General features: G+C 59.6%; 21 protein-coding genes. 7 read left to right on the top strand and 14 right to left on the bottom strand.

Features of this window, described 5'->3' with window-relative positions; translation table 11 throughout:
- The first annotated feature begins 253 nt into the window (after window positions 1-253).
- From AC1ECN_RS17760 to AC1ECN_RS17790, 7 genes are all read left to right on the top strand, one after another.
- Complete coding sequence (locus AC1ECN_RS17760; protein ID WP_245484715.1) at window positions 254-1321, top strand: lysylphosphatidylglycerol synthase transmembrane domain-containing protein; 1068 nt, start codon at window positions 254-256, stop codon at window positions 1319-1321.
- Between the two features lie 3 nt (window positions 1322-1324).
- The gene (locus AC1ECN_RS17765; protein WP_477953689.1) at window positions 1325-2656 is read left to right on the top strand and encodes a glycosyltransferase family 2 protein; all 1332 of its coding nucleotides are present in this window, start codon (window positions 1325-1327) and stop codon (window positions 2654-2656) included.
- Window positions 2657-2658: 2 nt separating this feature from the next.
- The gene (locus AC1ECN_RS17770; RefSeq protein ID WP_128440272.1) at window positions 2659-3441 is read left to right on the top strand and encodes a class I SAM-dependent methyltransferase; all 783 of its coding nucleotides are present in this window, start codon (window positions 2659-2661) and stop codon (window positions 3439-3441) included.
- A gap of 2 nt (window positions 3442-3443) precedes the next feature.
- The gene (locus AC1ECN_RS17775; protein ID WP_204333912.1) at window positions 3444-4193 is read left to right on the top strand and encodes an FkbM family methyltransferase; all 750 of its coding nucleotides are present in this window, start codon (window positions 3444-3446) and stop codon (window positions 4191-4193) included.
- A gap of 16 nt (window positions 4194-4209) precedes the next feature.
- The gene (locus AC1ECN_RS17780) at window positions 4210-5073 is read left to right on the top strand and encodes an FkbM family methyltransferase (protein WP_130672202.1); all 864 of its coding nucleotides are present in this window, start codon (window positions 4210-4212) and stop codon (window positions 5071-5073) included.
- 312 nt (window positions 5074-5385) lie between these two features.
- Window positions 5386-6393: a fatty acid desaturase family protein gene (locus AC1ECN_RS17785; RefSeq protein ID WP_130725826.1), complete on the top strand. Its 1008-nt coding sequence runs from the start codon at window positions 5386-5388 to the stop codon at window positions 6391-6393.
- Window positions 6394-6444: 51 nt separating this feature from the next.
- The gene (locus tag AC1ECN_RS17790; RefSeq protein ID WP_130672200.1) at window positions 6445-7374 is read left to right on the top strand and encodes a class I SAM-dependent methyltransferase; all 930 of its coding nucleotides are present in this window, start codon (window positions 6445-6447) and stop codon (window positions 7372-7374) included.
- A gap of 12 nt (window positions 7375-7386) precedes the next feature.
- Here the strand turns inward: AC1ECN_RS17790 and AC1ECN_RS17795 are convergent, their stop codons facing one another.
- From AC1ECN_RS17795 to AC1ECN_RS17860, 14 genes are all read right to left on the bottom strand, one after another.
- On the bottom strand, window positions 7387-8025 hold the full coding sequence (locus tag AC1ECN_RS17795) for a hypothetical protein (RefSeq protein WP_477953692.1): 639 nt from the start codon (window positions 8023-8025) through the stop codon (window positions 7387-7389).
- A 279-nt stretch (window positions 8026-8304) separates the two neighbouring features.
- Window positions 8305-8604 carry a hypothetical protein gene (locus AC1ECN_RS17800; RefSeq protein WP_197727390.1) on the bottom strand — a complete coding sequence of 100 codons (300 nt, stop codon included), beginning with the start codon at window positions 8602-8604 and terminating at the stop codon, window positions 8305-8307.
- Window positions 8604-9608 carry a tail fiber domain-containing protein gene (locus AC1ECN_RS17805; protein WP_130672197.1) on the bottom strand — a complete coding sequence of 335 codons (1005 nt, stop codon included), beginning with the start codon at window positions 9606-9608 and terminating at the stop codon, window positions 8604-8606. The genes AC1ECN_RS17800 and AC1ECN_RS17805 overlap by 1 nt, the downstream gene beginning before the upstream one ends.
- Complete coding sequence (locus tag AC1ECN_RS17810; RefSeq protein WP_113546232.1) at window positions 9574-9990, bottom strand: GNAT family N-acetyltransferase; 417 nt, start codon at window positions 9988-9990, stop codon at window positions 9574-9576. The genes AC1ECN_RS17805 and AC1ECN_RS17810 overlap by 35 nt, the downstream gene beginning before the upstream one ends.
- Complete coding sequence (locus AC1ECN_RS17815) at window positions 9987-11810, bottom strand: hypothetical protein (RefSeq protein ID WP_130672196.1); 1824 nt, start codon at window positions 11808-11810, stop codon at window positions 9987-9989. Before AC1ECN_RS17815 ends, AC1ECN_RS17810 begins: the two co-directional genes overlap by 4 nt.
- A complete protein-coding gene (locus AC1ECN_RS17820; RefSeq protein ID WP_477953695.1) occupies window positions 11807-12514 on the bottom strand; it encodes a phage adaptor protein in 708 nt (235 codons plus the stop codon). The genes AC1ECN_RS17815 and AC1ECN_RS17820 overlap by 4 nt, the downstream gene beginning before the upstream one ends.
- Window positions 12515-12530: 16 nt before the next feature.
- Window positions 12531-13103: a hypothetical protein gene (locus AC1ECN_RS17825; RefSeq protein WP_130672194.1), complete on the bottom strand. Its 573-nt coding sequence runs from the start codon at window positions 13101-13103 to the stop codon at window positions 12531-12533.
- A gap of 317 nt (window positions 13104-13420) precedes the next feature.
- Window positions 13421-14206 (bottom strand): hypothetical protein, encoded by a 786-nt coding sequence (locus AC1ECN_RS17830; RefSeq protein ID WP_130672193.1) that lies wholly within the window; start codon window positions 14204-14206, stop codon window positions 13421-13423.
- A gap of 22 nt (window positions 14207-14228) precedes the next feature.
- A complete protein-coding gene (locus tag AC1ECN_RS17835) occupies window positions 14229-15203 on the bottom strand; it encodes a phage major capsid protein (protein ID WP_017990701.1) in 975 nt (324 codons plus the stop codon).
- A 15-nt stretch (window positions 15204-15218) separates the two neighbouring features.
- Window positions 15219-16292 (bottom strand): hypothetical protein, encoded by a 1074-nt coding sequence (locus AC1ECN_RS17840; protein ID WP_130672192.1) that lies wholly within the window; start codon window positions 16290-16292, stop codon window positions 15219-15221.
- A 62-nt stretch (window positions 16293-16354) separates the two neighbouring features.
- Window positions 16355-16666 carry a hypothetical protein gene (locus AC1ECN_RS17845; RefSeq protein WP_130672191.1) on the bottom strand — a complete coding sequence of 104 codons (312 nt, stop codon included), beginning with the start codon at window positions 16664-16666 and terminating at the stop codon, window positions 16355-16357.
- A gap of 13 nt (window positions 16667-16679) precedes the next feature.
- On the bottom strand, window positions 16680-18797 hold the full coding sequence (locus AC1ECN_RS17850; protein ID WP_130672190.1) for a hypothetical protein: 2118 nt from the start codon (window positions 18795-18797) through the stop codon (window positions 16680-16682).
- The gene (locus tag AC1ECN_RS17855) at window positions 18797-20368 is read right to left on the bottom strand and encodes a terminase (protein ID WP_130680860.1); all 1572 of its coding nucleotides are present in this window, start codon (window positions 20366-20368) and stop codon (window positions 18797-18799) included. The genes AC1ECN_RS17850 and AC1ECN_RS17855 overlap by 1 nt, the downstream gene beginning before the upstream one ends.
- Window positions 20334-20807: a terminase small subunit-like protein gene (locus AC1ECN_RS17860; RefSeq protein ID WP_130672189.1), complete on the bottom strand. Its 474-nt coding sequence runs from the start codon at window positions 20805-20807 to the stop codon at window positions 20334-20336. The genes AC1ECN_RS17855 and AC1ECN_RS17860 overlap by 35 nt, the downstream gene beginning before the upstream one ends.
- Between the last annotated feature and the right edge of the window lie 11 nt (window positions 20808-20818).

Raw genomic sequence — 20818 nt, forward strand, 5'->3', positions numbered from 1 at the left:
GCTTAAGCTCCACTTTCGCAGAACGCCACTCAAGGCAACGAAAGCACCAATTCGCTGCCGGGCGATGGTTCGGCGCAGTTGGCCACGCCGGAATAAACACGCCTGTGTGCGACCTGGAAATAGGAGACCTGTGGGTACCGTAAATTGATGCTGCGCCGCAATAAAACTATTGGTAGCGGGCAGCCGGTTTGTGTTGTAGGGGGTCGTTTCATCCTTGACTCGCACTTGCCGCCAATTGAAACGCAGGCCCTTTATGCTCAAACGTCTCGTCAAAAACGCTCTACCCAGTTCGCACTGGCGGATGCGTGAGAGGTTGCACAAATCATGGAGCAAAGCAGCGGCGGCGGCTCCCGCGTATCAACGGCTGCAGATGCTTATAGCCTCGGCAATAAGCATTGTCCTCCTGATATTCCTGCTAAGGGCGGTGGATTGGGAGGAAGCCATCCGCATTTTTCGTAGCGGAATATCCGTCACATCGCTCCTGTGGTTTCTGCTTGTTACCTTCGGTATCGCTGTAGGTTATGCGGTGCGATGGCGCCTGCTGCTGGATGGTAAGATCGGTTACGGAACGTCCCTCATGGCCTCCCTACTCGGTCTGGGCGCCAACATGTTCCTTCCTGCGAGAGGTGGAGACCTTTTGCGTGTACATTACAGCCGAGTTGTCGCGACTGTCCCCTACGCAGACGCACTCGGTAGGCTTCTGATCGAAAAGATGGTTGACTTGGTGACGATCATTTCTGTCGGCATATTTTCTTTGGTTTTACTGAGCCATACATTGAATTCCGAATACCGAAATGTTCTTCTGGTCATCATGCTTGGTGCAATAGTTGGGATATTTCTATCGGCAGTGCTGGTAAGGTATTTCGGCGATCGGCTTGTCCCGATATTGCGGCCAGTCTTCGGTCTCCTGCGACTGCGGGATTTCTTTGACCGTCACATTATCTATTTCATTCGAAGTTGCGCACAAAGCTTATCTCTTTCCGTGACCATCGTTCCGGCCGTTCTCACGCTAGTTTTGTGGCTTTCGGTATACGCCCTTGCGTATATCTTCGTTGCCCGATTTGTCGGCGTCGCGCTGAGTTATCAAGAATCGTTGTTCGTGTTGTTTGTCGGCGGGTTGGGCCTGATGATCCCAGCTGCGCCATCCGGAGTCGGTACCTTTCATGCATCCGTCGTTTCGGCATTCGTACTACTAGGGCGTTCGCCCTCGGAGGGGTTGCTCCTGGCGACGGCCGTTCATTTTCTCTTTTTTGTGGTGTACGTCGTGCCTGCAGCCCTCATTCTGGGACATTGGCGCTTGAACCGCTTGGCGCCGAGGTAACTTATGAGGGACTATTTCTATTCTCAATTGAGAAGGTACATTGGCCTCTTTGTCTTGGGCCAGAATTCCGTGGTCGAGATCGATCCGACGACGCCGCTGCTGATTGGCAGATTTCCTCAGGGCAAGGTAACTTTTCGCTCGATAACGCAAGCTGCAGAACCTATGAATGAGTTTGACGAGCACAAGGTCGTCAAGATCGAAGACGTCACTGACACCAAACCTGATTACCTGGTCATCAGTGGCCTCATCCATTACGAACGAGACATACAGAGCATGTTCGCTCAGGCCCGTGCATTGTGTTCGCCTGAGACACGCCTTGTTCTTACCTATTACAGTAGTATGTGGCGGCCGCTTGCGACTCTCGCATCCAAGTTCGGTCTGCGCCGGCGGGTTCCTGAATCAAACTGGCTTGCCCATGAAGACGTCCAGAATCTTCTGACGCTTGAAGACTTCGAATTGATACGACTGGACCAGAAGATCCTGATCCCGTTCTATATCCCACTTATCAGCGGCTTCGTTAATCGCTGCCTTGCTCCTCTTCCGCTCCTTCGAACTCTCTGCCTTCTCAATATTGCGATTGCTAGGCCGATTGGCTACGCCGCTCCGAAGGCCGAACCTTCGGTGTCGATCGTCGTTCCAGCGCGAAACGAGGCCRGCAATATCGAGGATATCGTCAAGCGGCTCCCGGATATGGGGCCGGATGACGAACTCATTTTTATCGAAGGCAATTCTACGGACACGACTTGGAACGCGATCCAAGAGGTGCAGCAGCGTTATGGGAGCGAGCGGTCCATCCTGATTGCCCAGCAGGACGGCAAGGGAAAAGGCGACGCCGTCAGGAAGGGTTTCTCCATCGCCACAAAGGATGTCCTGATGATTCTTGACGCGGACATGACCGTTCCGCCCGAGGATTTGCCCAAATTCTACAATGCGATCAAGGACGGGAAAGGTGAGTTCATTAACGGCACTCGCTTGGTCTATCCCATGGAAAAGGAGGCGATGCGCTTCTTCAACCTTCTGGGCAACAAGTTTTTCGCATTGGCTTTCTCCTTCGTTCTCGGCCAGAGGTACAAAGATACCCTATGCGGGACCAAGGTAATCAGCCGCTCCAACTATCTGAAGCTTCAGGCGAACAGATCCTACTTCGGTGATTTCGATCCTTTCGGCGATTTCGACTTGATCTTCGGTGCAGCGCGGATGGGCCTTAAGATCGTCGAGGTTCCGATCGGTTATCGCGAGCGAGTCTATGGTGAGACAAACATCTCGCGTTGGCGCCACGGTGCCATTCTGTTGGCCATGCTGGTTTTTGCCGCCAGACGAATAAAGTTTCTCTGAGGATGGAAACCGAAAGCGCTCTTTATGATTCCGACCTTGCCCAGACGCTGGCAAATCGCGAGCGGCTGAGCGCAAATCCAAACCTGATGCACTGGTATGGTGAGCTCTACAAGGAGATGTTTCGGCAGGAGCCGGATATCGCCACGAAGACCGTGCTGGAAATCGGAAGCGGAACATCGCCTCTCAAGCGCTTCCTGCCGAATGTCATCACTTCCGATGTTCTGAAGCTAGATTATCTGGATATTGTCTTCGATTGCCACGAGATCGGGATGCTGCCTGATATCGCGGACCATAGCGTCGATGTGATTACCATGACCAATGTTCTGCATCACCTGAAGGATCCCCTCGCGTTCCTGCGCGGCGCGACGCGCAAGCTCGCAAAGGGCGGCAGGGTTTATGCAACAGAACCTTATTTATCTTGGCTGTCCTACCCGATGTATAAACTTCTTCATCATGAGCCGGTGGATCTCAGCATCCATCGTCCGGTTCTGGATACCGTACAGGGGCCGCTTTCGACCTCAAATCAGGCTATGCCGCATATGATTTTCTTTCAGCGGCCGGACTGGCTCGCCGAGCTTACGGATTGTTATAGCCTGGATGAGACTAGAATCAGCTATTTTACTTCGCTCTCCTATATGGCGACTGGCGGAATATCGAAGAAATTTCCTGTGCCCGGTTGGGCTTATAAGCCGTATTTCAAGATCGATAAGGTAATGAGCAGAACGCTGCCCAAGGTATTCGCCTCGTTCTTCACTGTCTGCCTCGTTTCAAAAGGCGAGGCGTGAAGATGGTTTTGCTTCGCCTCGCCGATTGGCTCTACCGACATTGCTATCCCATTTACTACCCGCTCTACTCCCTGTGGAAGGCGGTCTCGGAACGACGTGAGCGCACGCTCATGCGCAACATGATTTCACCGGGCATGATCGTCGCGGATATCGGTGCAAACATCGGAATATACACCCGCATGTTCTCCTCACTGACCGGAGCAACCGGCCATGTGCATGCCTTCGAGCCCGCACCGGCGAACTTCGAGAAGCTTGAAGCGACGGTAAACGGCATGTCGAATGTATCGCTGCGGCACGCGGCGGTAGGAGCTGGCAGCGGCACCATAAAGCTGTATGTTTCGAACGAGCTGAACGTTGATCACCGAACGTTCGATAGCGGCGACGGGCGAGCGAGCATCGACGTCCCGTTGGTGAAGCTGGATGATTATTTTTCGCCGGGACAGCGGGTCGATTTTATCAAGATCGATGTTCAGGGTTATGAGCTGAGCGTTCTGCAGGGTGCGGAGCGGGTTCTGCGGGAAAATCGCGATATCAGGATATTCATGGAATTCTGGCCTTACGGTTTGTCGAAGGCGTTTGTGAATCCGTCCGAGCTGACCCAATTCTTGGAGATGCTGAATTTCGAATTCCACAATATTGCGGATCCACCAGGCACAGCTTTCAGCTACGAAAGCCTCGATCCAACCAACGCGGGCCACTACTGCAACCTAGTCGTTGCAAGAAGAGCTTCCGCTAAACAAGATATCAATTAAAGGCAGCGTGCGGACGATGTTATCCACCAGCAACAAAATCCTGATCGCTCGTTACCTATCCAGGGCCGTCTTGTTCGTCCGCGGTTGCGTTGGCTTGCCTGCAACGATCGTAGCGCAGCGTCGCGGGATAAGCTGGTCGCTGGACTTGAGGGACGGCGTCGATTTCGCGATCTACCTCCTGGGTGGGTTCGAGGTGCGAACGCTCGACAGATATAGAGAGCTGATAAGGGACGGAGATATAGTCCTCGATATCGGCGCCAATGTCGGTTCTCACACCTTGCCTTTGGCTCAGTTGGTGGGCGGAAAGGGCAAGGTGATCTCCTTCGAGCCCACGGCTCACGCATTTTCGAAACAGAAGACGAATATCTCGCTCAACCCGACGCTCGCCCAACGAATTGACCCTCACCAGATGATGCTGATGGCAAGTGCGTCCGAAACAATGCCAGACGCGGTCTATTCGAGCTGGCCGCTTGAAGTCGCAGACGATCTGCATAGCGAACATCACGGTCGTCTCATGTCGACGCAGGGCGCGCGGCTCGGTACCCTGGACGAAACTCTGCGGGGTCTTGGGGTCGACAAAGTTGATTTCATAAAACTTGACGTTGATGGCAATGAGCTTGAGGTTCTGCTCGGGGCGACGGCAACTCTTGAAAGATCCAAGCCGCGCATAATGCTTGAATTAGCGCCGTATGTTTATGCCGAGAATCCCGGAGACTTCGATCGGTTGCTGAAGCTTCTCTGGGACGGTGGCTACCAAATTGGAGACGTGGCATCGGGTAGAAAACTGCCGGAAGACGCCAGCAAAGTACGCGCGATGATAGCTGATGGTGGTGGTATGAACGTGATGGCTTTCGATAAGAGTCAAAAGGATTCTAGGTAACATGCCTCAGCTGCCACTTGCTGCCGTGCGTCCTTTCCTTAGGGTGGCCGTGGCTTTTAGTGGAGGATTTTTCCTCTCGGCAGGAGACAGGCGATACGCAACGCGCTAACCCGTTTCTACTTGGTTGCCATCTCAATTGTGGTGTATTAATCCGGCGCCGGACACCGCAAGCAAGCGATACAGCCGACGAGGGTCGTGGAGAAGCTCTTTGTCGCGCCGTTTCATCGTAAGACTAAGCAGTTTCGATATCGGCCTTTGGGCTGGCGCTTGCAGATGCGGTTAAATCTTCAATATCTGAGAATTGGTCACTGAATGGATGCGCAGTTCAATGAATGCATGAAGGTAGCAAGAAAGCTTGTCGACCCGAGTTTCCTTGAATCGTTGAAACAGCCTCAACCGCGCGCGATCATCGTGGCGACCGCGATGATCTGGCTTCAGATAGTTGCCTCCTGGTCGATCGCACTCCTCGGCCCTTGGTGGCTCCTATGGCTGCCATTCCTGATCAACTGCGCAGTAACGCAGGGCATGTTGCTCTGGGTTCACGAGGCATCGCATTTCCATCTCTACTCCGACCGCCGTAAAAACGATATCTGGTGCGACATGTTCTTTGCTGCACCTGTCGGGATGTCGGTCGCCGCGTATCGATTCCGCCACATGAGCCACCATGCACATCTGGGTACAGAGAAGGATGCGGATGGCTATCCCTATCGCGAGCCGATCAAGGGCTTTCGGGCGCTCGCCTGGGTCATGGTCAAGGCGTTGAGCGGGGGCATGGGAGTGTGGCTGGCGGCAGACAAATATGGTGGTTCGGCCCGAAAGCAGGCATCGGGGAACTCGCTGTCGCCTTCCTGGTTGGCGCCGATGGTAACTATCGTCTTCAACGGCTTGCTGTTTGCGCTCTGCATTGTGACAGGCCGCTGGTATCTTTACATTCTGCTATGGGGCTATCCCATCGCGGCGGTAGCGATCGCCCTGAATATCGTGCGCACCATTGCGGAGCATCAGCCAGAGGACTATCCAGTTTATAAGGACGGACGGGAACAGGCCATGATGCCGCTGGCTCGGACGACGGCGCCCAATTGGTTTGAAAAATGGCTTATGTACCAAGCAAATTTCAACTATCACATCGAACATCACCTATTCCCCGCCATTCCGCAGCACAATCTTGCAAAACTTCATAGGCACCTCTTCGAACGGGGGTTCTATGAGCATTTTCCGGGGTGCCTGCAGCGCAGCGGTTTTGCAAAATTCATCCGACTCTCGAGAAATCGTAAGAACGATGATTTCTCGGATTCGGTTCAAGATGCATTGGCTCTCTAAGGCGTTGCACGCGGAAAAACGAAGATTCAAGTGACAGCTCAGATAAGATCAATGTCGACGGCATGCTCCAGTTGTGGCAGTCAGGCCTCCACTATTGTTGCTACCGGGCAGGACTACATATATCACGGCACCGAAGACAACTTCAGATACGTTCGATGCGATGGTTGCGGTCATTTCTATCTCAATCCGAGGCCCGACATCAGCCAGCTGTCTTTGATGTATCCGGCCAACTACGGCACCTTCTCGAACAGATTTCAGGGCCGTGCAAATCTTCTTGGTCGAATAAAGACCATCGTCAATCGAAAGCGCTTGAAGGGTGTCGTCGCGCATCTTCCTTCGGGGGGAAGGGTGCTCGATGTGGGATGCGGCAACGGCGAACTTTTGATCGCACTTCGTCAAGCGCGTCCCGATCTTGAACTTTTCGGTCTGGATTGGCATTTCCCGGCTGAAACGCGCAACAGCCTGGAAAGCCAGGGAATAGGTCTAATCGAAGCGCCGCTTGAGGCTGCGGAACTGCCGGCACAACCCTTTGATTTCATCATCATGCTCCAGCTTATAGAGCATCTATGGGAGCCGGAGGAGAGCTTGCGACGCCTCGTCCGTGCCTTGGCGAACGATGGCCGGCTGTTGATCGAAACGCCTAATACTGACGGCTGGGACAGGCGGCTCTTCGCGGGCGGTGCGTGGGGCGGGTATTATTTCCCGCGCCACTTGAACCTTTACAGTTTTGAGCGATTGGCTGAACTCCTGCGCAGAGTGGGGTTGGCCGTTGAATCTCAACGCAATCTTCCCGCTCCATTGATCTGGATTTACTCCCTCCAAGGAGCTGTGCAGGCGCGTTTCGGCTGGAAGAGCTCCTTGACGAAGATTTTCGGCGTCAAAAATATACCTTTGATTGCTGCCTTTGCTTTTCTTGATATCGGCGCCATCGCGATGAGGTTTACAACGTCAAACCAACAGGCAATATCGAGGAAGGTTTAGCCGCGATATCTGTTACCAGCCACCACCACCGCCGTTTCGACCGCCAGCTCTAAGAAGCGCCCGCGTAAGAGCAGCCTTCGCGCCGGCTTTACGACCACCTCCGGTACCGCCTTCCGCCGGCATCATAYGGCGTCTTTTTAAAGCATCCATACCGAATCCTTTCAAAGCCTCTTCGGCAGCGCCGTCAAAGGCCTGCTCGGCTCGGTTGCTGAAACCACCTTCCCCGTCGCCGAAACCTTGAGCAGCAGCGAGCGCGATGTCGCCCATCCTTCCTGACGGCAACTTAAAAGCTGCGTCCGAGGCCACCTCTCCGAGACCTTGCAGAGTTTTGGAGATATACGGATGCTGGTCGTCGAAGGCCTGATCCATCCCGCGCTGAATAGCGAGTGCGTTGTCATAGCGCTCTCCAAACGTTCGGCCCGGCAGCGGCGGAAACAAAAAATCGGGCAGCAATGGGTCGAAAGCGGGCGCCAGAAATGCAGCTGTCCCAGCGTCCATTTCGTCGAGGTAGGAACCGACGACCGTGCCGCGGCCGATGGCGCGTATGGCATTGTTAACCGACAGATCGCCCGATTGCCCCGCGTAAGGGTCATTTCTAAGCTCGGCAACTCTTCTCGGCGGTGCAACCGGTGTTCTATTAAAGTCTGACATTACGACTCCTGTGGATGGTGGTTGGGATCGACATGGCTTCCGAACAGCAGCTTGGAGATCTGCCTCAGTTTTAGGACGGGTCGGAGCGGACCGCCGGCTTCTTCAGCGCTTGCAGAATTGCATCGCCATCGCGCGCTGCCGCAGTGGGACATTCGCGTTGGCAATGGCCTTCAGAAGCGGCTAGCCTCGGTCCGCTCATCGGATTTGGGGTTGAAGATGGCTGCTGAACCGCGAGTGGGATGCTGGCGCCCCAAGACGGCAACGAAGGCTCATGAGTTGTCAGGGAACACTGCGCTTGCCGCCGAAGATCGACGGCAGGAAGCCGGGAAACTTCGCCGGCGGAGTTGAAGGCATGCCCGTTGGCGCTGCGGAGGCCTCGGCTGCCCGCTGCTCCTCATCCTGCTGCCTGATCTCCAGCCCGCCCATCAGCGCCTGCGCCAGCCGCGCCGCGCCCTGCCACGGAGATTGCACCGGGCTCATGTCCATGCCTTGCTGCAGCATGGCGTAAGCCAGCCGCTTGCGCTGGTCGCTGAGGTCACCCTGTGTCTTGCCTGTATCGCCGCCGAAGATATATGCCATCAGCCCACCGCCCTTCCGTAATCGACGCGGTCGAAACCGTCTGCGTGTTCGAACACCGCGTCCGGATGCATCGTGCGCACATCGTCGGACATCAGGCCGATCTGCATCGGGCCACCGTCCTTGTATTTGAAGGCGTAGACCGGCAGGCCGTTGTCCAGCGTGCCGACGCGTTTGATGTCTTCCTTCAGCCGACGGTCGGATTTCGCCCAGCCGCCGAGCAGCGAGCCGCCGAGACCGAACAGGCCGCCCATGGCGGCGTTCGACTGGGCAAGCTGCTGATTGTAGAGGCCCATCTTCTGGTTGAAATTTTCGTTGATCAGCCCAGCCTGATCGACGGTCGGCAGCTGCGTCGTCGGCGTGTTGACATAGCTCGGCTGGTGGACCTGCGAGCCCGACATCAGCGCCGAAATCTCGTTCAGCGGCTGGTTTCGTTCGGTCAGGATCGAGTTCTGGGCATTCGAATACATGTCGCCGAGATACTGGTCGGATGCGGCCTGCTTGCGCGTCGAAAAATCGCGCAGCGCATTGTCATAGGCGGCCGAACCCATCGAGATGCCCTTGTCGGCAAGGCTCTGGTCGAGGCTTGCCTGATCGCGATCCCACTGGTTGTTGAAGCCGGACTGCCAGTGATCGTTGACATATTTGTCGACATTGCCGGCGCTGAGATCGACATTGGTGCCCAGCACGCCCGAAATCTTGCCGGTCTGGTCGTTGGCGAGCTTGGCAAGGCCGAGTTGCGTCTGCTGCGTCTGGTCGTAGATCGCCTGGTTCTCGGGCGAATAGGTCTGATAGGCCGAATAGGTCGGCAGCCGATAGGTCTTGCCGTTCTGGTCGGTCATCGTCTGGTAGCCGCTGACCTTGTATTCCAGCGAACCATCCGGCGTGTACTGATTGGTGTGGCTGAGCCCCGCATTGGCGATGGCGGTGTCGACGTTGGTGGCCGTCTGCGCCGCTGCGGTCTGTGTCGGATCAGGCGCCTTTGGGGCCTTCGGCGTGGAGACCATAGGGAAAATCCTCTTTCATGATTGCGTAAAGCAGCGCGTCGCAGTCGCCGAAATAGGCCTGCTGGCGGCCCTCCAGGCGGGCGCCGAGTCTTGCCAGAACCTTCTGGGATTCGGCATTGTCGGCGCGGGTTCTTGCGGTTGCGCGGCGGCAGCCGAGCTGATGCACGACATAGCGGAAGACCGATCGCATCAGCGTCAACGTCAGCCGGTCGGCGGCCAGCGAGACCTCGACGTCATGCTCGGTCCAGACGTTGAAGACGAAGCCGGCGATGATCCGGCCGCGGTCGATATGGGCGAGCGTGGTGTAAGGCGGGTGGAAGCTCACGCCGATCCTGTTGCCGACCCATGCCGCGATCTCCTCGCGCGGTTCGGAGACGATCAAATCGGCGCGCCCTTTTCGTAAAGCACCGAGCCGCCGACCACAGCCGCTTCGGAGACGGAGCCGGACGAGCCCGAGATCAGCGCCCGGATCGTCGGCGCCAAGGCCGAACCGGCGCCGCCGGCGGAGGCGAATTTGCGGACAAGCGAAATGCCCGGGAATTTCGCGACACCCCAGACCGCCGTTCCCCACTTTGCCGCCGTGTTGTTCTCGATCGACGACAGAAGCGCATTGGGAATCTTGGTCTGGTAGTCAACCGAGATCCCGGCATACATCAGCGTCGACACCCCGATCTGCGCCGTCACCCCGATCAGCTTCGAGAGCTTGGTCGAGAGGCCGTCGCCATAGCGGCTCCAGGCGCCGACCATCAGCGCGTCGATCGCCACGCCATTGTCGTTGGCGCCGACCTCGGCCTCATAAACCGTGCCGTCGCCCGCCCCGAAGAACAGCCGGTCCTGCCATGTCGCCCAGCAGGAGGCCGGCATGCCAACGAAGCGGCACCAGGCCCCGGTTTCGGTGTTCATCACATATTGATAGGGGCCGAAGGAGGACGGCAGGTTGACGATCGCCATCTGCCGCGCCGGAAAGCTCGAAAGCTGCCACTCCTCAGAGGTCGTGCCGGTCGCCGCAACGGTCTCGCGCCAGGTCGGGCCGATCTTGGCGGTGATCGCCCCGAGGCTGGTCGCACCCCGGTCGAGCTGCACGGCCTTGGTGATCGGCACGATGCCATCCGTCGTCATGATCGCCAGATCGGCGCCGACCGACAGCAGGCATCGATCGGTGCCGAGCGGCCGGCCGAGCTTGAAGGTGCCGATCAAGCCCCAATTGGAAGCACTCGAGGGATCGGAACCCTGGAAGACGATCACCTCGCCCTCCGAGGAGATCAGCACCAGGCACTGCTGCAGGCCCGTCGAAACCGGGATGGTCCAGACGTTGATCGCAATCAGCGTGCCGCCATATTTCATGTTGCCGCCGACCGGCAGCACCGTCGCCGTACCGCTGACGGCGTCGGTGGCGAGATACCAGACATTGGTCGAATTCTTCTCGATGAACCACAGCCGCGAGCGATAGGCCGTCACCGCAATCAACAGCGAGGCGTCCGGAATACCTGATATCATCGTCGAGGGGACATAAGGTGTCGCGACGGCACCTTTTTCAAGCTGCGCATTGGTGACCGTTCCCGAGACGTTGACGACAAGCGTGCCGGCCGCCGGCGTGAAGGTGAGCGTCACTCGATTGGCGACGCCCGTGCCGTTCAGCGTGCCGGTGAAGGCGCCGGAAAGGGTGATGGAGCCGGTGCCGAAGAAGCTCAGCGTATAGGGCGTGTTCCTGATGGCAACGTTCTGGGTGGCGAGTGTGGCCGTGCCGACCAGAAAATTGTTCGTCCAGGCGGTGCCGTTGAAGAGCAGCGGCGTGTCGAGGCCGTTGACGAGGCGCAGAAACTCCTGGCCGGCCGGGTTGGTATATTGCTGCACCGACCAATGGGCGCTTGCCATGCCGGAGACGACGGGCGCACCGACGGCACCGCCCGCCGTCACGTCGAAGATCTTGTCGCCGGCGGCGGCAAAGAGCCGGTTGCCGACGCCGGAATAGGGAATGACCGTCTGCACGTCGGCGCCAAGCCCGGTGGCGAAGGCGAGGAAGCCATAACGGGCGCGCACCCGGTTGGCCTCGGGAAAGAAGTTGTCGAGCTGAAAGGCCGCATCGGCGGGCATATCCGCCATCTCGACATCGGTTCGCCAGCCGCCGATCGGTGCGATCCAGTCTTTGCTTGGCGAAACGCGGCCGGTGCGCCCGTTTTGAGGGACAGGTCTGCGGGTCATGGGTTGGACACCGTGATCGTGCCGGGCCAGTAATTCTCAGGCGCCTGCCCCCTCGCCGGCAGCGAGAGGTCGACCGGGCTTGCCGCCCGATCGGCGCCGATCGCGGCTTCCTTGGATCGCTCGAAACTGGCGATCTCCTCGCCATAGTCGAGGCCCTTGGCCCGCTTCCAGCGCCAGATCAGCGAAAGTTCGAGGAGGTCTTCGGGGAAGCGGGCGGTATCGGTGTCGCCAGYCCAATTGGCGGCATAGGTCGCCTCGCCATTCAGCGCCACCCAGAAGCCGGAAATATACGCGTAAGCCATCGTTTCGCCGGCAGCGTTCGGGTGGATGTCGAGCTTGCCGCCGGCCATGCGCCAGATCTGCGGCACCGGGTTGGAGTTGAGGATGCTGTTGCGCTGCCAGGTCTGCGGCTCCACCGGGCCATTCATCTGCCAGAGGCGCGAGGCGTTCCAGATCTTCGAATTGGCGGCGAAGCGGTCCCAGTCAGCGGGCGGCTCGGCCGGCTCCGGGTTGGCGCCCGTCGTTGTGAATTGCCGCTGCACCATCAGCGTCGACCAGTCATGTTCGCGCATCAGGTCGCGGCCGGCGCGGGTGGAGAGGATGCGCAGCTGCATGATCTGCGGATCCGCCGAAGACATGACGGCCGTCGGCGGATCGAGGTCGATTTCCGCGCAGACATTCTGAATGATGGTCAGGAGCGACATGCGCGGGATCTCCGGTTCAAGCGGCGACGTGGCCGCGGGACTTGGCCCCGGCTTGACGTTCGTTTTCGAGCGCCTCGAAGCGGGAGGCCATCTCCCTCATCTGCTCCTGCAGCCGCGTCACCTCGTCTTTCAGCCGCTCGTTTTCGGCGGCAAAGGCCGAGGCAGCACTCGAGTTTTCAGCGGTGGCCAGATAGGCCCGGGCGGCAGCGACGAGTTCGTTGGCCCCCATGCCGATCTTCTGCTTGACGCTATCGGAGAGTGCTGCGAGCTGCTCGACGGTGTAGATGTTGACCGCCTCCAGCTCCTTGATCTGGCTGGGCTTCAGATAGGGCCATTGCGCCAGCGGCGTGCCGGTCAGCTGCTCGCGGGCGGCGGCGCCTTCCTTGAAGCGCTTATAGGCGTCGGAAAAGCGCTGTTTGTCGTTGTCGGTGACCTCGCGATAGACTTCGGTGTGTTTGTCGCCGGAGATGAAGATGCGGACGAATTCCTTGTCGGCGAAGATCGGCCGGCCTTCCTTCTCCGTCAGAAAGGTCTGTTCGACCGGTTCGAGGCTGAAGGAGGCATAAATTCCGGTGTTGCTGTCGGGCATGGTGTGTGTCTCGCTGTTGATGGCGGGGAAATGGGGAACGGGCACCGAGGCGCCGGCTTGATGTCGTGCGGATGGCTGCCCCTCACCCTAGCCCTCTCCCCGTTCTGACGGGGAGAGGGGACGTGCCCCGCGATAGGTCTGAGAGGAACAGAGAGGTCTCGGCATACTCCTTCGCCCCGCGCGCGGGGGTCCGAAGGACGGGTCGAGACCCGTGGCTCGACCCCGGTGGTGGCGGCAGCCGGATGAGGGGCAGGCCGCGCATGACGAAAGAGAGGTTGAAAGTCTGGCGGGCGCCGAAACGCCCGTCGATGCTTGGTTTAGTTCACCTTCGACAGGAACGGACGCATCAGCGTTGCCTCGAGCACGCCCGTCGCCGTGATGGTGATGCCCGTGCCGTTGGCGGTGGCGTTGGCTGAGAGCGTGATGCTCTGGACGACGCCATTCGGGCTGTAGGTGATGCCCGAGATGGTCGTTCCGCCTGATATGCCGGTACCGGAGACGGCCGCACCGATGAACGGGCCGGAACCGGCATTCAGACCGGAAAGGCTCGTCAGCAGGTTGGAGCCGTTGACCGTGGTTGCAGTGAACGTCTGGTTGGCCGCCGCGAAGTTGACGTTGGCGATGGCCTTGGTGGTTGCCGTGGCGGATGCCGGGGCGCTCGCCTGGCCTGCCGTGGTGGTGGTTTCGGCAACGACGAGGGCGGCTGTTGCGGTTGCGACCAATGCCGGCGCCTGGCCATTGCGCTGCAGCCAGACGTAATAGGTGCCGGGTGCAAGCGTGATGGCACCGACCGGGCCGCCCGTGATGGTCGGCGGTTGGGCGGCGCCCGAGAAGACGCCGCAGCGCTGGCCGACGACGGCGGCCGCCGTGGTCAGCAGCGAAGCGACATAATCCCTGGTCCACTGGAACCACTGGCCGGGCTGAAGGGTCGTCTGCGAGGCCAGCACCAGCTGGCAATAGACCCATTCGGATTCGCGGTCCCCGCCGGCGACGGCGCCGAGGGAGAAGTTCGGGCCCGGAATACCGGAGCCGGAAACGATCGGGCCTTCGACGACGAACGGGTTCGCGCCAAGACGATCGGACTGGATTGTTGCGACCGACATTTGCTTTTCCTTTCGTTGACGATCAGGCGAACAACACGCCCTGCAGGAAGGCGTTGTTCATGGTGAGGTTGCCGGCGAAGCCCATGAGCTGCACGAAGGCGTCCTGGTTGGTGTTCATACGTTCATCGCCGATCGGCGCCATGTCGCGGTCGCGGTGCGGGCGGTAGAACAGATACTTGGTGTTCAGGAAGAACATCTGGTTGAGAGGCGCACCGCCGCCGAAGCCGCCATCGAAGATCACGTCGGCGCCCATGTACTGGAGCGACTGGAAGCCGGCCATGCCCTTGTCCGCCGAGGTGATGCGCTGGATCGCCTGCAGCGATTCCCAGTAGAGGCGGAAGAAGTTGTTGTCGGCGACGACGAGATCAGGCGCGTCGGAGCCGCGAACGCAGGACATGTAGAGCCGGTTCATGTAGCTCTGGATGTTGGCGTTCGAGGCGGCGGCACCGCCATCGGCCGAGGCCGAGAATTTCTGGTTGCGCCAGAAACCCCAGGTGGCGCGCGAAATGCCGCCGACGGTGCCTGATGTCGGAGAGGTCGAGATCAACAGCTGCAACCCGCCGATCTGACGCCCGCCATCGGCCGTGCCATCGGAATAGCAGTCGAGCGCGATGTTGTTCTTCAGCGTCGTTTCGGCGTTTTCGATGCGCTGCTCAAGCAGGTCGAGGATTGCATCCTCGCCGGAGTTCTGCAGCTGTTCGAGGCCGGACATCGAAACGGCGACCGCAGCCTGCTTGAGGTCGTATTCGGCAGCGGTGATGACGTCGGAGGGTTGAACGTTGAGGATATCGTAGCCGGAATAGCGCTTGAAAGTGCTGTTTTCCTGGTACTGCAGTTCCTGAACGATGGTGCGGCCGCCGGAGATGGGCTTCTTGCGGCCACGGCTGTTCAGACGGGTGAGAAGACCGTTGTTCTTCGTCACGTCGTCGGCGACCGTGCCGCTGCGGTTGCGCAGCGTCGTGGTCACGATTTCAGAGAGGTTGGGCGAGATGGGCATTGATCATTCCTTTGATCAGACTTGACCGCGCGAAAAACGCATGGCGTCGCGCAGCGAGTCCCGGATTGAGGTGGGCTGGCCTCTTGCCGCATCGCGGGTCGGGCCCGGCGCGGAAGATCCAGAGATGGATCGCGAGGCGCGGCGGGCTTGATCTGCCGCTGCTGCCCTCTGGGCTTGCTGTTGGTGAACGGGCGCCTGCGCAGTCTGGCTGATCAACTGCCGGCGAATGTCCGGGCGCATCCAGCATGCGGCGTCGTAGGCGTCCTGAAGCGATGATGCCCGCCCTGCGTTGATAAGGGCGATCATATCGTCCAGCACATCATCGGCGTGCGCGTTTGCCGGGTCGGAAAGGAAGGCATCGACTTGAGTTTCGGTGTCCCTTTTCCGCAGAACATGTTCGACCGTCGCCTCGACATTGACGTGTCGCGGCTGCGGTCCTCCTTGTTGTAGTCCGGGCTGTGGTCCGGCCTGCTGCGAACTCCGCTGCAGGACGTGGTCCATCTGGCCATTGACCAGGGCATGAAGATTGACCCCGGCCATCCTGGCGACGTGAACGACGGTGTTGACGGGATCGTGGATCAGCGCCTTTTCCCAGTCGATCGCCCGGCGCATGACATCGGCATGGGTCATGCCGGCCTGGCGGACGAGCGGCGTGAACTCCTCGAGCCCCTTGTAATCCTGCAGGACGCGGAAGCCGTTATCGACCTCCTGTTCCCGCTTGGTGATGGCCGCCTGCACTTCTCCGGGAAGGGTCGCGAATTGCGCCTTGGCTTCCGCCGACCAGCCGGGCGGAACCCGGCCGCCGATGGCTGCCGGCTGTTCCCGGGTCTGCATCTGGGTCTGTGCCTGGGGTGTCTGTTGAGCGGCGTTTGCCGCGGGCGCCTGCCCTGCCCTCGCCGCTGCTGTCGCTTGCTCCTGTCCCTTGGCCAGGAAGCGGCCGTTTTCCCCGTCGCGCGGCTGGCCCGCAATATCGCCTTCGACGGTATCGATCGCCGCCTTCAGGCTGTCGCGGATGCTGACCGGCCTGTCGTCGAACGCGCCAAAATCTTCGCTGCCGTTGCCGGCCTCGTTCAGGTCTTCCATGTCCATGTCGGAAACTTCCTTTGTCGGGGATTGATGCCCGTAAAAACAAAAGGTTAGAGCAGTTTGTTCTAGGCGTTGTATTCGGCGTGAACTCGCCGCAGCTCCTTGCGGATCTCGGCGCGATCCGTCTTCGGCTTTTCGATCGGCTGCGGCCTTTCATTGCCGATCTCGACCACGCCGGCTGCCCGGTAGGCGGAGCGCAGCATGGCTTTCGAGGTGTAATGCCTGCCGTCATGCATCGACTGGATGTCGATGCTGTCGCTGACGAAATGCGGCGCCGGCAGATCGGACTGCGCCGGATTCTCAGCCGGCATGCAGTTGTGCGGCCACTCGTCGAGCTGGTGCCAGCCGCCGCAGACACGGCAATAACGTTCTCTCATGCTTCAACCCCAATCATTGATAGGCGGGCTGCTGCGCCTGGAACTGCTGCAAGGCCTTCGCCGCTGCCTCACCGCGCGCCTGCTCGACTATGGCGCGATGCTCGATCTCGGCCTGCGCAACGCCAAGCTCGGCCTTGCGCTGTTCCGCACCCGCCTTCACTTCAGCCGTTTTCAGCTTGATCATCTGCTCGGCCGGTGGCTCCGGCGGTGGTTTTGGCGCGGTGGCGGCCTCGGAGAGCTGGGCGCCGACCTGTTCCAGCGTGCTTTCCAGCTGGCGGCCGGCCCTGAAGCCGCGGGCGGCAAAGAGCAGCGTCTCGACCATCACGGGCACCAGCATCGGGTTCTGCTGCGCCATGGCGCCGGCCTGCTGCAGGAAGCCGCCGATCATCTGCACGAATTCCATGCGGCGCTGCTTTTCGGCGTCCTCGTCGGGCTCGATGGTCGAATCCGTTTCGATGTCGATCTGGAAGCCGCGAATGCTGTCATTGCGCAAGAGCTGCACGACCTCGTCGATCGTCGGTTGCTGCATCATCTGTTGAAGCTGCGGCGGCATCTCTGGTGGCGGTGGTGCGCGTTGACCCATCTGCTCGGCACGCGCTGCGGCCTGCTGTGCGGCCATCTGCATCTGCTGCATCTGCATTTGGACCTGCTGCTTCTCGGCCATGCTGGGAAGCTTGATGCCGCTCACCAACATCAGCGTTTCCGGCTGGAACTGGTCGCAGATGATTTCGCCGGCAAGCCGGATGATATCGCGGGCGAAGCGGGCAAGCTCGGACTGGCGGTCGCGAATGCGGATCGAGCCCCACTGGCTCTTGATGCGCTGGGCCGTCGCCGTCTCGGACGCCTGGGTATCGCCCCGGACGATGTCGGAGATGCCGGTGATCTGGTAGACGTCCTCGATCAGCTGCTTGCGGGCCTGGATGCAGGCGATGATGACCTTCTGCACCTCGTCGATCGGCAGCGTCACTATGGCTTTCGAGCCGCCCTTGTCGGTGAAGGCAGCCCATTCCGGGATCGGCACCATGACGGTATCGTTTTCCGGCCGCATCGCCTTCTCGATCGCCGGCGAGATCGCACCGTCGCCGGAGGGATAGAACACTTTCAGGCGCAGCTGATCGGTCAGCTTGTTGACGCGCTTCGTCAAGAGATCGATCTCGTCGCATTGCTGCTGATAATAGACATAGTCGGGAACCGGGATCAGCGAGCTAGTCGACATCGTTCCATAGGCCGGGCGCGGGCAAGGCCAGAAGTGTGTCAGATCCAGCGGCGGCTCCGACACTTCGAGCGCCACCGGCGCGCCGTCGGCGATCCAGACGGTACAGTTTTCGCTCTTGCACCAGATTTCCCAGACATGGGTCTTGCCCTCGTTTTCGGCGCGCTCCGTCTGGTTGCTGCCCTTGTTGCTGCCGGCAGCTTGCGCCTGGAGCGATGTCATCGCGTCCGGGCCGAACCGCTTCTGCATCTCCTCGTCGGTCATCGGAACGCGCCGCGCCACCCATGTCACATCCTTCCAGCGACGGGCCGGCGAATGCAGGAAATCCGACCAGTGGACATAATCGATGCAGACACGCTCGTCGCTGATTGCCTCCGGCGGAACGCCATTCTCGCCCATGCCACCGGGCAAGCCGCCGAGGAGACTCTCGGGCAAGCTGCCATTGGCCGGCGGGTCGGAAGGCTGGACGCCCATGTCGAGCGGCTCGAAATCGGCCTCGTAGCGCAGCCACACCGTGCCGCGGGCACAGAGCAGGAAATCATCGCGCACCGCCCGCATGATCGAATCGATGTCGGCTTCGTCGCCCATATAGGCGAGATTGCGTTCGACGAGCTCGGAGGCCATGCGCGCCACCGGCTGAGCGTCTTTGAAGCGGCGCTCGACGACGGGCTGCGGCACCCGGGCATAGACGGCCGGCTGCAGCACCGAGGTGTTGGCCCACAGCATCGGAAACCTTCGCTTGGCCGCATTCGTCTGGTCCGACTGCTGGTCGAGATAGATCTTCTCGATCTTGACGCAGCGGTCATGCCAGGATTTGAAATAGCGCTGGGCACGCTCGAGCTCCTGCTGCCACCGGGCTCCGACCTTTGCCAGGTCCCATTGCTGCCCGCCCTCCAAAGCCGTTGTTTCGTCTTCCATCAAACACGCTCGCTATAACAAGGGGTGGAATCGGCAAATTCGTTGAATGTCATCGTCTGGAAGGTCGGCAGCGCCTTGGCCTGGGGCTTCAGCGGTTCCGGCGCCAAGCCGGTGAAGATGATCGCCAGCCCGCCGAAAGCATCGGCGCCGTGCGAAGCCCAATTGTGCAGCGGATCGTCGCGGAAGACGCTCAGATCCTCATCCCAGTCCTTGCGGTAGTTCCTCAGGCATTTGACGCCCTGGATGCAGCCGGCCTGATCGAACTCGATCTTCGCCAGAATGCGCCTGGTGCCGTTGATGCGGTCGTGGACATAGGCGCGCTCGATCTTACGGACCGTGCCAAGGCCGCGGGCCTTGACCTCTCTCAGCATGACTTCGATGCGGGTCATGCCGCCGCGCGTCCATTCCCTGACCTTGATGTCATGCGGCATGTTGTGGACGCCATAGACATAATCATGTTCGGCCCCGCGCCGCTCCAGCTCGTCGAGCATGCCGTCCATGCCGGTGCCGGTATGCTCGAAATAACCGATCATCCGCACGCGGCCGGGCAGCACCTGAAACAGCCAGACGCTGTTGGTATCGTCCATGCCGATGTCGGAGATGGTGTGGACGGGATAACCTTCGACATGCGGGAAAACCCCGATCCGCTCTTCGGCGTCGGCGACCGCCATCTGGTCGGCGTAATAGGCACCCTCGACGCTGGCTTCGAAGGCTTCTGCCGGCGTCGAGGGATATTCGCGCTTCATGTCGCCGAGCTGGGTTTCGGCCTTCTTGACGTACCAGGCCTTCTGCCCGTTCGTCAGCGTGATGCCCTGATCGGCCAGATTGCGGAAATACTTTGCGAAAGCATCGGTGATGATGACGCCTTCAGGCGCGATCGCATATTGCGGTTCCTTCCACCAGGGGAAGAAATGGAATTTGAAGTCCAGTTCGGTCAGCTTCGCCGCCTGGCGCTGCTTGACCTGGCCATCTTCGCAGAGCGTGTAGAAATGCCCTTCCTGGCCCTCCGCAGTGCTTTCGACGAAGACCAGCTGGCCGGCCTGCACCGTATTCAAAGCGCCGGTGCGGACTTCCCTCGCCTTCTCAGGATATTTCGCGCAAAGCTTTCCATATTCGGAAATATGCAGATATTGCAGCGTTCCCGAGCGCAGCGAGGTTCCGACACGAATGCTCGAATTATTGCCAAGCAGCAGTTCGGTCTGGTTGGCTCTGACGACCGGCACGGCGTTGCGGATACCCTCAGGCAGATTGTCATAGGGGTATTTGATCTTATCCCGGAAGATCGTCTGCACGTCGCCCAGCGTATGGGCGATGGTGCCTGCCCTTATATCTCGGTTGAAGACGCAGGCATCGAGCATGAAGATCTGAATGAAGGTCGTCAGACCGAGCTGACGGGCCTTCAGCAGCACATTCAGATAATGCATCTGCTCGAAAAAGGTCATCTGCGTCCAGTTCATCTCGAACCTGACGCGTTTGCCCGATTTGTCGGTGATCCAATAGAGGTTGTTCAGCCGCCAGCGCCAGTCGGAAAACTGGTCAATTGCCGTTTGGAAGTCCGCGCGTCTTGCCATTGATATCTTCCAGCAACTGCGAAACCTCGCCGGTCACGGCGCCCTGGTCGGGCTCGACCTTGGAACCGTATTTCTTCGGCTTCAGCTTCTCGGCGACCCACTGACGGGTGGCGATGCGCAGCTGCGAACGCCGGATGGCTTCGCCATTCTCCTGCCAGCCGGTGGTCTCGCCGCTCGCGTTCTTCTTTTCGATCCAGTCGTCTGCGCGGTCATCGGCAATCTCGACCATCTCGTCGACAAAACCATCCGCCTGAATCTCGCGCGCCAGGGCGTATTTGGCCCGAAAACCGGCCTTGCTCTCATCGGCGAGCCAGGACAGCACGCTCGACATCGCCGGCATCCCTTCATCCCGGCAGATCGACCGGAGGCTTTCCCTGTCGGCGATGCGCTCGCAAATCCGGTCAGCAATCGCCTGGGTGAACTTGATGGGTCTGCCCATGAGGCGCGGCT

This window comes from Rhizobium sp. 01N447_2, assembly GCF_056399245.1.

Excerpts from the sequence above, each read along its gene's own strand:
- AC1ECN_RS17760 (WP_245484715.1), top strand. The coding sequence starts at position 254 with ATGCTCAAACGTCTCGTCAAAAACGCTCTACCCAGTTCGCACTGGCGG.
- AC1ECN_RS17770 (WP_128440272.1), top strand. The coding sequence starts at position 2,659 with ATGGAAACCGAAAGCGCTCTTTATGATTCCGACCTTGCCCAGACGCTG.
- AC1ECN_RS17775 (WP_204333912.1), top strand. The coding sequence starts at position 3,444 with ATGGTTTTGCTTCGCCTCGCCGATTGGCTCTACCGACATTGCTATCCC.
- AC1ECN_RS17780 (WP_130672202.1), top strand. The coding sequence starts at position 4,210 with ATGTTATCCACCAGCAACAAAATCCTGATCGCTCGTTACCTATCCAGG.
- AC1ECN_RS17785 (WP_130725826.1), top strand. The coding sequence starts at position 5,386 with ATGGATGCGCAGTTCAATGAATGCATGAAGGTAGCAAGAAAGCTTGTC.
- AC1ECN_RS17790 (WP_130672200.1), top strand. The coding sequence starts at position 6,445 with ATGTCGACGGCATGCTCCAGTTGTGGCAGTCAGGCCTCCACTATTGTT.
- AC1ECN_RS17800 (WP_197727390.1), bottom strand. The coding sequence starts at position 8,604 with ATGGCATATATCTTCGGCGGCGATACAGGCAAGACACAGGGTGACCTC.
- AC1ECN_RS17805 (WP_130672197.1), bottom strand. The coding sequence starts at position 9,608 with ATGGTCTCCACGCCGAAGGCCCCAAAGGCGCCTGATCCGACACAGACC.
- AC1ECN_RS17815 (WP_130672196.1), bottom strand. The coding sequence starts at position 11,810 with ATGACCCGCAGACCTGTCCCTCAAAACGGGCGCACCGGCCGCGTTTCG.
- AC1ECN_RS17825 (WP_130672194.1), bottom strand. The coding sequence starts at position 13,103 with ATGCCCGACAGCAACACCGGAATTTATGCCTCCTTCAGCCTCGAACCG.
- AC1ECN_RS17830 (WP_130672193.1), bottom strand. The coding sequence starts at position 14,206 with ATGTCGGTCGCAACAATCCAGTCCGATCGTCTTGGCGCGAACCCGTTC.
- AC1ECN_RS17835 (WP_017990701.1), bottom strand. The coding sequence starts at position 15,203 with ATGCCCATCTCGCCCAACCTCTCTGAAATCGTGACCACGACGCTGCGC.
- AC1ECN_RS17840 (WP_130672192.1), bottom strand. The coding sequence starts at position 16,292 with ATGGACATGGAAGACCTGAACGAGGCCGGCAACGGCAGCGAAGATTTT.
- AC1ECN_RS17845 (WP_130672191.1), bottom strand. The coding sequence starts at position 16,666 with ATGAGAGAACGTTATTGCCGTGTCTGCGGCGGCTGGCACCAGCTCGAC.
- AC1ECN_RS17850 (WP_130672190.1), bottom strand. The coding sequence starts at position 18,797 with ATGGAAGACGAAACAACGGCTTTGGAGGGCGGGCAGCAATGGGACCTG.
- AC1ECN_RS17855 (WP_130680860.1), bottom strand. The coding sequence starts at position 20,368 with ATGGCAAGACGCGCGGACTTCCAAACGGCAATTGACCAGTTTTCCGAC.
- AC1ECN_RS17860 (WP_130672189.1), bottom strand. The coding sequence starts at position 20,807 with ATGGGCAGACCCATCAAGTTCACCCAGGCGATTGCTGACCGGATTTGC.